9 protein-coding genes are annotated in these 12,262 nt (G+C 42.0%); 6 read left to right on the top strand and 3 right to left on the bottom strand.

The genetic code is table 11. The features are described 5' to 3' along the window. The first annotated feature begins 2 nt into the window (after nucleotides 1–2). The 6 genes from lpxA to tilS all read left to right on the top strand — a co-directional run bounded on the left by lpxA (nucleotide 3) and on the right by tilS (nucleotide 8,579). Entirely contained in the window at nucleotides 3–770 is a 768-nt protein-coding gene (lpxA, locus tag CXF95_RS24085) for an acyl-ACP--UDP-N-acetylglucosamine O-acyltransferase (protein WP_101201056.1), read from the top strand. 3 nt (nucleotides 771–773) lie between these two features. Continuing rightward, nucleotides 774–1,934 (top strand): lipid-A-disaccharide synthase, encoded by a 1,161-nt coding sequence (gene lpxB, locus CXF95_RS24080; RefSeq protein WP_101201055.1) that lies wholly within the window; start codon nucleotides 774–776, stop codon nucleotides 1,932–1,934. Between the two features lie 67 nt (nucleotides 1,935–2,001). Continuing rightward, nucleotides 2,002–2,595, top strand: a complete 594-nt coding sequence (gene rnhB / locus CXF95_RS24075) for a ribonuclease HII (protein ID WP_101201054.1) — start codon at nucleotides 2,002–2,004, stop codon at nucleotides 2,593–2,595. Beyond that, nucleotides 2,596–6,081 carry a DNA polymerase III subunit alpha gene (gene dnaE / locus CXF95_RS24070; RefSeq protein WP_101201053.1) on the top strand — a complete coding sequence of 1,162 codons (3,486 nt, stop codon included), beginning with the start codon at nucleotides 2,596–2,598 and terminating at the stop codon, nucleotides 6,079–6,081. It abuts the gene before it with no gap. Nucleotides 6,082–6,136: 55 nt separating this feature from the next. Beyond that, nucleotides 6,137–7,093: an acetyl-CoA carboxylase carboxyl transferase subunit alpha gene (accA, locus tag CXF95_RS24065; protein WP_101201052.1), complete on the top strand. Its 957-nt coding sequence runs from the start codon at nucleotides 6,137–6,139 to the stop codon at nucleotides 7,091–7,093. A gap of 97 nt (nucleotides 7,094–7,190) precedes the next feature. Next, nucleotides 7,191–8,579 (top strand): tRNA lysidine(34) synthetase TilS, encoded by a 1,389-nt coding sequence (gene tilS, locus CXF95_RS24060; RefSeq protein WP_101201051.1) that lies wholly within the window; start codon nucleotides 7,191–7,193, stop codon nucleotides 8,577–8,579. Nucleotides 8,580–8,830: 251 nt separating this feature from the next. Here tilS and CXF95_RS24055 read toward each other — a convergent pair whose 3' ends face one another. The 3 genes from CXF95_RS24055 to CXF95_RS24045 form a co-directional block, all read right to left on the bottom strand. Then, nucleotides 8,831–10,270, bottom strand: a complete 1,440-nt coding sequence (locus CXF95_RS24055) for a response regulator (protein WP_232788014.1) — start codon at nucleotides 10,268–10,270, stop codon at nucleotides 8,831–8,833. A gap of 31 nt (nucleotides 10,271–10,301) precedes the next feature. Continuing rightward, nucleotides 10,302–10,718 carry an acyl-CoA thioesterase gene (locus CXF95_RS24050; protein ID WP_101201050.1) on the bottom strand — a complete coding sequence of 139 codons (417 nt, stop codon included), beginning with the start codon at nucleotides 10,716–10,718 and terminating at the stop codon, nucleotides 10,302–10,304. Between the two features lie 114 nt (nucleotides 10,719–10,832). Next, on the bottom strand, nucleotides 10,833–12,056 hold the full coding sequence (locus tag CXF95_RS24045) for a CaiB/BaiF CoA-transferase family protein (RefSeq protein ID WP_101201213.1): 1,224 nt from the start codon (nucleotides 12,054–12,056) through the stop codon (nucleotides 10,833–10,835). Between the last annotated feature and the right edge of the window lie 206 nt (nucleotides 12,057–12,262).

The following is a 12,262-nucleotide window of genomic DNA, read 5'->3' as shown; positions in this document are numbered from 1 at the left end:
CGGTGATCCATTCTACAGCCATTATCCATCCCTCTGCCAAATTGGGAAAAAACGTATCAGTTGGTGCCTTTTGCCTGATTGACGCTGATGTCAACATAGGCGATGACACTGTGCTTGAATCTCATGTGGTAGTAAAAGGAAAAACCAGCATAGGCACAGGTAATCATATTTATCAATTTGCCTCTGTTGGCGAAGATTGTCAGGACAAAAAATATGCTGGCGAGCCAACTGAGTTAATTATAGGTGACAACAATATCATCCGTGAATCTGTGACTATTCATCGTGGTACGGTTCAAGATAAGAGCGTCACTAGAATTGGCTCCAATAATTTACTGATGTGTTATGTACACGTTGCCCACGATTGTGTTATCGGAGACAATAGCATATTAGCCACAGGGGCCACCCTTGCTGGGCATGTAAATATTGGTAACTGGGTTATTATGGGAGGCGTGACCGCTGCACATCAATTTTGTCATATTGGCGACCATAGTTTTATTGGCGGCGGGGCAATTGTTTTAGCTGATGTGCCGCCTTATATCATGTTAGGAAACGATAGCACGCCACGTGGTATTAATTCTGAAGGATTAAAACGTCGTGGTTTTGCAAGTGAAACCATTATGCAAATCAAACGTGGTTATAAAATATTGTATCGTAACGGCAATAGAGCCTCAGAAGCCGTTGAAAAACTATTAGAATTGGCGGGCGATACTCAAGAAGTTAAACTTATGGCTGATTTTGTTAGTCACTCCTCTCGAGGCATTGTTCGCTAAATTATGAGCGAAAAAGCACTCAAGGTAGGCATAGTTGCCGGCGAAGCGTCAGGTGATATTCTTGCCGCTGGTCTTATTAAACAACTCAAAAAACATTATCCTAATGCCACTTTTGAAGGTATAGCTGGGCCAAAAATGCAGGCCGAAGGCTGTAAAAGTTTATTTGATATGGAAGAGTTGTCAGTGATGGGATTAGTCGAAGTTTTATCGCGTATTCGCAGACTGATGTTTGTTCGTAAGTCTATGTTAAATCACTTCCTCGCTAATCCCCCTGACGTGTTTATTGGCGTTGATGCGCCCGATTTTAATTTAGGGCTAGAATTAAAACTCAAAAAACAGGGTATTAAAACCGTGCAATATGTCAGCCCTACCGTGTGGGCATGGCGCGAAAAACGTATTTTTAAGATAGCCAAAGCCACCAATTTAGTTCTCAGTATCTTCCCTTTTGAAAAGCAGGTTTATGACAAACATCATATCCCTTGTGAGTATGTCGGGCATACCATGGCCGATGATATTGCTATTCACCCAGATAAACAAAAAGCCCGTCTATTTTTAAAGCTTAAAGAAAATGAAACCGTTCTAGCTTTATTACCTGGTAGTAGGAAACGTGAGGTTGATACATTGCTTGATGTGTTTATCCAATCTTGTTTGTTATTAAAGCCAGATATAGCTGCGCTAAAAGTGTTGATCCCCGTGGTTAATCGTCAGCGTAAAGATCAAGTTGTCGAGTATATCCAGACCCATAGTCCAGATTTGTGTATACAGGTGGTCATAGGTCACGCGAGAGAAGTCATGATTGCCTCTGATGCAGTATTATTAGCTTCTGGTACCGCTACTTTAGAAGCGATGTTATGTAAGAAAAACATGGTAACAGCTTATAAACTAAGCGGGTTAACCTATCAAATGATGAAATGGTTATATAAAGCCAAATATTTTGCACTACCCAATGTTTTAGCAGACGAAAAGTTAATCCCAGAATTGTTACAAGACGACGTGACACCGCAGAACATAAGCAAATTATTATTACCTATGTTGACTTTACAACGTGGTGATGAGCAACAAGCCCTTATTGCTAAATTCGAATTACTCCATGAATCACTTAAAAAAGATGCTGATGTTCAGTCTGCGTCAGCTGTGGCTAATTTGATTGAGCAACAGCCATGAGCCAAGTAAACAGCCATGAGCCAAACAGCCATGAGCCAAACAGCCATGAGCCAAGTAAAGGAATGGTATGAGTCAGTTGATTGCTGGAGTGGATGAAGTCGGACGAGGTCCTTTAGTGGGTGATGTGGTCACTGCAGCCGTTATCCTTGATCCTCAGCATACAATCATGGGTTTAGCCGATTCGAAAAAGCTCTCTGAGAAGAGGCGTGAAATTTTGTCAGCCGAAATTAAACAATATGCTTTAGCTTGGTCCATAGGTCGAGCCAGTCCACAAGAAATTGACGAACTCAATATTTTACATGCCACTATGCTTGCGATGACCAGAGCGGTACAAGGATTGTCAGTCCAACCTAATCATGTGATGGTTGATGGTAATCGTTGTCCACAGTGGGATTACTCGAGTGAAGCCATCATTAAAGGTGATGGTTTAATTGCTGAAATATCGGCAGCTTCCATTATTGCAAAAGTGACGCGGGATAAAGAAATGTTAATTTTGGATCAACAATACCCAGAGTATGGCTTTGCCAAACATAAAGGTTATCCCACCGCATTTCATCTGGCTAAGCTTGCTGAGCTTGGACCACTACCTCAATATCGCATGAGTTTTAAGCCGGTGCAGCAGTCTCTTGCTATGCGCGATGGCCAGTTAGCAGGCTCTTAAATGACACAAGAATTACAACAAGCCTCAGTCAACTTTGTACATCTACGGGTACATAGCGATTATTCCATGTTGGATGGGCTAAATAAGGTTAAACCTCTTATCGCCCATGTTAAAGAACTGGGTATGCCTGCAGTGGCTATTACCGACCAAATGAACATGTGTGGTTTGGTAAAGTTTTATAGCCAAGCCCATGCTAACGGTATCAAACCTATTATTGGTGTGGATTTTTGGGTACAAAGCGACGAGTTGCAAGGTACTTTATTCCGTCTCACCTTGTTAGCTATGGACAATAAAGGTTACAAGAACATCACTCTGTTAGTGTCCAAGGCCTATTTACGCGGCAGTATTAAAGACAGAGCAGTGATCGACAGAGATTGGTTAGTCGAGCACAACCAAGGTGTGATTATATTATCAGGGGGTAAAGCGGGTGATTTAGGCCTGTTGCTGACTAAGGGCAATGTGGATATTGCCCTTAATGTCACACAATTTTATCAACAACATTTTGCTAACCGTTTTTATTTAGAATTGACCCGCACGGGTAGGGCTGGTGAAGAAGACTATATTCATCGAGCGGTAGATTGGGCGCAACAATTCGACTTGCCAGTGGTCGCTACCAATGAAGTCTGTTTCGTAGATAGACAATACTTTGATGCCCACGAAATTCGTGTGGCTATCCATGATGGTTATACATTAAACGATCCTCGCAGACCTAAGGAGTACTCAGAGCAGCAATATTTACGTACCTCTGAAGAAATGGCGGAGTTATTCGCTGATATCCCTGAAGCCATACAAAATACTGTAGAAATTGCCAAACGCTGTAATGTTACAGTACAGCTTGGTACTTATTTTTTACCTGATTTTCCCACTGAAGGCATGGATATCAAAGACTTTTTGGTCAAGGTATCCAAAGAAGGTCTAGAAAGACGCTTGGCGTTTTTATTTCCTGATGAGCAAGTGCGTCTAGAAAAACGCCCGGTGTATGATGAACGCTTAGAAATTGAGCTTGTCGTTATCAATCAAATGGGTTTCCCCGGCTATTTCTTGATCGTAATGGAGTTTATTCAGTGGAGTAAGGACAATAATATTCCTGTTGGGCCCGGCCGTGGCTCGGGTGCAGGCTCTTTGGTAGCCTATGCGCTGGATATCACCGACCTTGATCCACTTGAATATGACTTGTTATTCGAACGATTCTTGAACCCAGAACGGGTATCCATGCCAGATTTCGATGTCGATTTTTGTATGGACAGACGGGATGAGGTGATTGATCACGTGGCCGAAATGTACGGCCGTGATGCGGTATCACAGATTATTACTTTTGGTACTATGGCGGCAAAAGCCGTGGTGCGTGATGTGGGTCGCGTTTTGGGGCATCCTTATGGTTTTGTTGACCGGATCTCCAAACTTATTCCACCCACACCGGGCATGACGCTAGAAAAAGCTTTTCTTGAAGAACCTCGCTTACCCGAGTTATACAGCCAAGATGAAGACGTCAAAGAGCTGATTGACATGTGTCGTATTCTGGAGGGTTGTACCCGTAATGCGGGTAAGCATGCTGGTGGTGTGGTGATTGCCCCTACAAAAATAACTGATTTTGCCCCACTATATTGTGATGATGAAGGTAAAAACCCTGTCACCCAGTTTGATAAAAACGACGTCGAGACTGCTGGGTTAGTTAAGTTTGATTTCTTGGGATTACGCACACTGACCATTATTCAGTGGGCGACGGATATGATCAAAAAGGGTAAAGGCATTGATGTTGATATTGCTGCTATCCCTCTAGTCGATGCAAAATGTTTTAGGGTACTGCAAAATGCAGAGACCACTGCGGTATTCCAGCTTGAATCCCGCGGTATGAAAGAGTTGATTAAACGCCTTAAGCCAGACTCTTTTGAAGATATCATTGCACTGGTGGCCTTGTTCAGGCCAGGTCCATTGCAATCCGGTATGGTTGAAAACTTTATCGACCGTAAACATGGCCGTGAAGCCGTTTCATACCCTGACGCTGAATATCAACACGAGTGTTTAAAAGAAATTTTAGAACCCACCTATGGCATTATCTTATATCAAGAGCAGGTCATGCAGATTGCGCAAGTCATGTCGGGTTATAGCTTAGGTGGCGCGGATTTATTACGCCGAGCTATGGGTAAGAAAAACCTAGAGGAAATGGAGAAACAGCGGGAATCATTCGAGACTGGGGCCAAAGAAAACGGCATCGATCCTACTCTTGCTATCAAAATATTTGACCTAGTAGAAAAATTTGCGGGATACGGTTTTAACAAATCACACTCTGCCGCTTACGCTTTAGTGTCTTATCAAACTTTATGGCTTAAAACCCATTACCCCGCAGAGTTTATGGCCGCTGTTATGTCAGCGGATATGGATAATTCAGATAAAATTGTGACCTTGGTTGATGAATGTAACCGTATGGGATTAACCATTTTGCCTCCCGATGTGAATGCCGGTAGTCATAAGTTTACTGTGGATGAAGAAGGACGCATTGTTTACGGCATAGGTGCAATCAAAGGTGTCGGTGAAGGCCCAATCGAAGCTATTATTGAGGCGCGGCAAGAGACTGGCAAGTTCAATGACTTATTCGATTTTTGTGCCAAAATTGATCTTAAACGCATTAATAAGCGCATACTGGAAAAATTAGTCTTGGCAGGTGCATTAGATAATTTAGGACCACATCGTGCGTCGTTAATGTCTTCTTTACCTGACGCATTGGCCGCAGCAGGTCAACATGCTAAGGATAAAACCTCGGGGCAATCAGATATGTTTGGTTTGCTGACCACTGAGCCTGAGAAAGTACAACAAGCCTTTGCTGATGTGCCGCCTTGGCCTGAGAAAGTTTGGTTAGATGGTGAGAAAACTACTTTAGGCCTTTACCTAACCGGTCATCCTATCAATCAGTACCTGAGTGAAATTAAACATTATGCCCCTTGTCGTTTAGTTGACCTAAAGCCAACTAACAGAGATCAAACTGCTTTTGCTGTAGGTTTAGTATTAGGTGTCAGAGTGATGACCAATAAACGAGGTCGTCGTTGGGCATTAGTGACATTAGATGATAAAAGCGCCAGAATAGATGTCAGGTTTTTCCCTGATATGCTCGAGCAATACGAAGAATTGCTGCAAGAAGACAAAATTTTGGTAATAAGTGGACAGGTCAGCTTTGATGAATTCTCTGGTGGCAATACAATGTCGGCTCGTGATGTCATGGATTTAGTCCAAGCCCGAGAAAAAAATGCCAAGGGTCTACAAGTACATTTAGAATCAAGCTGGTGTAATCCAGCAACTGTGGCTAAACTGCAATCAATTTTGCAACCTTATCAAGGTGGAAGTTGTCCGGTTCAGATACATTATGTACACCCAGACGCAAAAGTAGATTTAACCTTGGGTGCGCAGTGGTATGTTACTCCCCAAGATGAGTTACTATATGACTTACAACAGCTATTGGGTAAACCTCAGGTTGACTTGGAATTTCACTAACTCACTTATAAAAGTGAATGCATGAAAGCTGTAAACAATTATTATTAGGTGTTCAATGAGTGTAAATTTTTTAGAATTTGAAAAACCTATCGCTGAATTAGAAGCGAAGATTGAAGAGTTAAGGCTAGTCAATCAAGGGGGAGAATTCGATCTCAATATCGAAGAAGAGATCACCAAACTTCGAGAAAAAAGTGCCGAATTAAGCCGCAAAGTTTTTGCAGACTTAGGTGCATGGCAAGTATCTCAAATTGCGCGTCACCCCATGCGCCCTTATACCTATGACTATCTTGAACGTATCTTCACCGAATTTGATGAACTGGCTGGTGACAGAGCCTTTGCGGATGACAAAGCCATAGTCGGCGGTTTAGCTAAAATTGATGGGCAGCCAGTGATGATTATTGGTCATCAAAAGGGCCGTGATACTAAAGAAAAAATCAAACGTAATTTTGGGATGCCTAAACCAGAAGGTTATCGCAAAGCGTTACGTCTGATGGAAATGGCAGAACGTTTTAATTTACCTATTCTTACCTTTATTGATACCCCTGGCGCATACCCAGGTGTCGGTGCAGAAGAGCGTGGTCAAAGTGAAGCCATCGCTCGCAACCTTAAAGTGATGTCCGGCTTAAAAGTGCCAATCATATGTACTGTTATTGGTGAAGGCGGCTCTGGTGGTGCTTTAGCAATCGGTGTAGGCGACAGAGTGAACATGCTTCAATACAGCACTTACTCTGTTATTTCACCTGAAGGTTGTGCCTCTATTTTGTGGAAAAGTGCTGAAAAAGCGCCACAAGCTGCCGAGGCTATGGGTGTCAGCGCTGGGCAAATTAAAGAGTTAGGATTAATCAATCAAATTGTGAATGAACCCTTAGGTGGTGCGCACCGAGATTATGACGGTATGGCAGCTAACTTAAAGGCTACGCTAAAACAGCAATTAGCTCAGCTTGGCAGTTTATCTACCGAAGAATTGTTAGCCCAACGTTATGAACGATTGATGTCTTTTGGTTATTGTTAAATAATTAGTGTTTTTTATAAATTAATACATAAATAAATACACTATATAGAGCCATCTGCAAAGATGGCTTTTTTGTTATTGGAGGTTGTAAGTCATCATGTCGGTCTTGAATACACTAAGAGAACAACTCAGCTGTGAGCCGCTTTTATCGGCAACTCATATCTTTGTTGCCTACAGTGGTGGTGTAGACTCCCATGTTTTATTACATGCTCTTCACAGCGTAAGGAAGGAAGCTGAACTAGACTTTCAACTCAGTGCCATTCATATTCACCATGGTTTAAGCCAACATGCAGACCAGTGGCAAACACATTGTCAGCAAGTTTGTAGTCAATTAGACATCCCATTTCAAACTGCGAATGTATCCGTTGAAGCACTACCAAGACAAAGCCTTGAAGCACAAGCAAGGGAAGCCCGTTACAACAAGTTAGTTGAATTAGCGCCTGATAATAGTCAAGTGGTACTTGGACAACATCAAGACGATCAACTCGAAACTTTTTTATTACAGTTAAAACGAGGCGCTGGACCTAAAGGTCTATCGGCAATGAATCGCGGTTGGGTTTCACCTTGCCCATTACAACCGGATAAACAAGTCGGGTTTTATAGGCCGCTACTGGATACCAGACAACAGGTTATTTTGGACTATGCCCAGCAACATAACTTGAAATGGTGTGAAGACGAGTCTAATCAAAATACTGATTTTGAACGTAATTTCTTGCGCCATGATGTATTGCCTGTTTTACAACAACGTTGGCCTGAAATATCCCGTTCAGTGGCGCGAAGTGCCGCATTGTGTGCTGAGCAACAACGTTTATTAGATGAAGTCTGTGCTGAAAAGCTTAAGCAAATACAAGCCTCTGCTAATAGTCTTCATTTACCTGCCCTTAAGGAGCTAAGTCAATCATGGTTACATCAGGTGGTGCGTTATTGGTTATCTGTGTTAGGTATTCAAAGCCCCTCTTTAGCGGTGTTAAATCAACTTATGCCAGAGGTGCTTGATGCTGCAGATGATGCGATGCCTATTTTGCAATGGAATGGTTGGCAGTTTAGACGGTTTGACCAACAATTATTTGTGATAAGAGCAAGTCTAGACAAAGTCTCAATACATAAAGTTTGGCAGGATGAGAAGAGTATTAAGTTACCCGGAACTATGGGGCACTTAACTTTTATCCAAACCAAGGATGTGCAAATGGAAGATATGTCACAGCTTACAGTTAATCCGAATTTGGGGCCGATTTTAATCCGATCAGGTGCTTATTCTGTGAGGTTTAAACCTGCGGGCAGCAATCACTCCAAACCCCTTAAACAATGGTTTAAACAATGGAAAGTGGCGCCATGGTTACGAGATTCTGTGCTCTTGGTTATTCAAAATGAGCAAGTGTTAGGCCTATTAATTGAAGGCTGTTGGCAGATAGCTCACCAAGGTGACATTTATAGTGAAAATGAGCCCCAGTGCCTTATAAAAGTGAAGCATTACACTTCAATATAAGCACTCAGTAAACATATTAGCTATGACTTTTACTATCGGCAGCATTATTCCTGAAGTGCGACTACTGTGTCGATACGTTTGTTATAGTCATTGAACTTTGCTTGTTGACCTTCTGACAATGTGACCTCTTCTAAAGCCTCTAAGCACTTTTCTACGCTCTGGGATTCTTCCTCGTTTAATCCCTCTTCCTCAGCTAAAATAGCAAGCACTTTCAACAGACTAATAGTGATGTTGGCGTTATTAGGTGATAACTATGAAGCTTGGCATAACAAGTTGTAAGCAGGTTTATATCGTTTGTTTTTATAGTGTGATGAGGCCATCTCACCCAATTCTTTTGGATTATAACGAATGTCTTGGCGTTCTTTGGATTCCTGTTCTAAATATTCAGCCAGTACTTTACCCGTAAAAGAGTCATGTCCCACCTCACTTTTCATCTGGTCAAGCAAACGTATCGATTGCTCCCACAAACCGACTTCATGAAATGCTTTGACTTTATCCAGATTATCTTCGAAATTTTTAAGCGCATTAGTCAGCGAGTGGGCCAGCATAACTTGTTCTGCCTGCTTTTTATTTTTGCGTAAATTAAGCAGTCTCACTTCAATAATGGTGATCTGATCACCCAGTTCTGAAGCCGCACCAAAGTCTTCCTTTAGCCTATCGAGTGTTTTCTCTGTATTGACTAACAACTTATTTGATTCGGTTTCAGATAAGGTTGACGCAAGATCTAAACCAGAGCGTATAACGTTTAGTTGCAAATCTGGCGAGTCATGAATGGAATTTTTAGCGTATTTAGCGATATTTCTTGTGGCTAGATATTGACCCATTCTGTCATGGTTTAATCTTGCTAAATTCCAAGATTTTCTATTACGCTCAATACTACGTGGTGCCAATTTAGTGGCTTCTTGAATAATTTCGTAACCTTGCTGGTAATCTTCTTTATCAATATGATATTCCGCAAGGATGTCGTATGTAGCAAATTTCGTGTCTTCTCGCAGTAGTAGCGCTGCGGTCAATTCGGTTGCTTCATTTATCTTATCTTGTTTGAGCAAGGTCCCAGCTAATCCAACTTGAACCCATGCGTAAGAGTAGTTTTCAGCCAGTTTTTCATAGAATTCTTGGGCTGCTTGAAACTCTTTTAATTGAAATAAGCTTCTGCCAATTAATCGATTAATGTGTGGATAATACAAAACCAAACTGAGGTCTTTTAACTGGCGCTCTGCGTAGTATATGGTCGTTGTGTACTCTTCATGGTCATAACAATAACGCAATGCGTAAAGTTTCTTCTGGATGCTAATAATTTGCTGAACACGTTTCTCGACTTTCGAGCGATCCAGTGGTTTGACCCAAAAGTCTGTGGGCTCCATTTCCACTACACAATTGACTAAACCTTTGGAAGTATCTGCGCTTAGAAACACGACACAAGTCGTTTTAGTGATGAATCCCTTGAACTTCATTTCTTCTAGAAGATTAAAACCATCTTTGTCACTTTTGACGTCAAAGGCAATCAATATCATGTCGAAACGTGTTACTTGGCATAACCTCAATGCTGAGTAGGCATTATGGGCACTTTGTACCTTTTCAATGCCCGCATCAAGCAGAGCACTTCTAACTACTGTGTGAACTAAAGATTGACCATCTATTATCAGTACTTCTATTTCGGAATTAGGCTTTTGTGCGGGTATTTTGATCAACTACTCATTCCTTTGTTCTTGGTTATATAAATCATCGATCTATATTCAAACTACGGATTTCTTGTTCCGTTTGTGTTGCAAGCTGCTCCATTGATTTACCATGGGCTACGGGTCTTTTGCTTTCAGGATCCACTCGAACAAACACAATGTCATCAGCGAAGCAGATGGTTTTTTTAGTGGCTTTATTACGCACCAAGCACGATACCGTAATAGAAGTACGGCCGACTTTTTTGGTTTCCACTCCAAACTCCACTACGTCGCCTTGAAGAGCAGGAGATTCAAAACTAATTTCACCAATATGTTTGGTTACCAGATAATTGGTTTCTAACTGACATATCGCATAAATCGCGGCTTCTTCATCAATCCATTCCAAAGCGCGGCCACCAAATAAGGCATTGGCATAATTTAAATCATTGGGCATAACAAGTCGTCTGGATAAAAAGCGCATGGGTATTCCTTAGTAAGTTTATTAAGTAAATCAATTGACTGAAAATTTTTGCTTCAATCTTAGATAAATCATTGGTCAGATTAGAGGGCGAAGCCTTGCCAACATCAGTTACATTTAAATAATCTTTGTGTGTCGTAACTGACTAATGGCGCTGCCGTCATAACCTAATAGCTCAGTTAACACTTTTTCAGTATGCTCACCAAGATTAGGTGGTGCCTGATGGTAAACGATAGGTGTACGAGAAAAGTTGATAGGGTTGGCCACCGTTGGCACTTTACCATTTACGGGATGGGTGAGTTCACCTAACATTTTGCGATGTTTTATTTGTGGGTTTTCAAAGACTTGGGCAATGTCGTTGATTGGGCCACATGGCACACCTTTTGTTTCTAACTGTTGTAACCAAAATTCACTGTTTTTTGCTTGAATGATGTTTGCCAATTGTTCAATCACTATCTCTCTGTTGCGCACCCGTGCTTGATTAGTAGTAAATCGAGGGTCTTGGATTAACGCTTGGCACTGTGCCACTTCACAAAAGTCTGCAAATTGTGAGTCGTTACCTATGGTTAAAATGATAAAGCCATCTGCGGTCTGAAAGGTTTGATAAGGCACAATATTGGGGTGGGCATTGCCCATAAGTTTGGGTGTCTCGTCGCTCACTAAATAGTTCATCGCTTGATTGGCTAAGCAGGCCACTTGTACATCGAGTAAGGCAAGGTCGATATGTTGGCCTAACCCAGATTTTTCACGCTCTATAATCGCCGCTTGTATCGCTGTGGTGGCATACATGCCAGTGAGTATGTCAGTGAGTGCTACGCCGACTTTTTGGGGGCCACCGCCAGGTAAGTGGTCAGGCTCGCCGGTTACACTCATGAGTCCACCCATACCTTGTAATAAAAAGTCGTATCCGGCTCTTTGGGCATAAGGACCGTCTTGACCAAAGCCTGTTATCGAGCAGTAAATCAACTGAGGATTTATGGCTGATAAGCTAGCATAATCAAGATGGTATTTTTGCAAATTACCGACTTTGAAGTTTTCTATCAGTACATCACAACTTGCTACCAGTTGATGAATAATAGCTTGTCCTTCTGGCTGTCGAATATCTATGGTAATCGACCGTTTGCCGCGATTAGCAGATAAAAAATATGCCGATTCTGTTGGGGTTTTGTCTTGTTGGTTATTGAGATAAGGGGGACCCCAATGCCGCGTATCATCACCTTGAAGCGGTTTTTCTACTTTGATTATTTCTGCACCTAGGTCTGCCAACATTTGTCCGGCCCAAGGTCCGGCCAGTATGCGGCTAAGTTCAAGTACGCGGATATGTGAAAGAGGTGATGACATTCGTTGCTCGAAATTGCTGTATATCGGTGACATCATACAGACTGCAATACCCATCTGCATTCTGAGTGATCACTTATTTATGAAAATTGGCCTAATTATAAGGGCAAACAGTTCGAGGGGGTTGCCGTTGGATCCAATCGTTATTAAAAAACACTGCTTGAATCATAAACTATCACTTTCCCCCTGAGGTGTGCTGCATCAGCAAC

The sequence above is a fragment of the Paraglaciecola sp. MB-3u-78 genome (assembly GCF_002835935.1).
Classification (GTDB): Bacteria; Pseudomonadota; Gammaproteobacteria; order Enterobacterales; family Alteromonadaceae; genus Paraglaciecola.
This window is presented reverse-complemented; position numbering and strand designations above follow the sequence as displayed.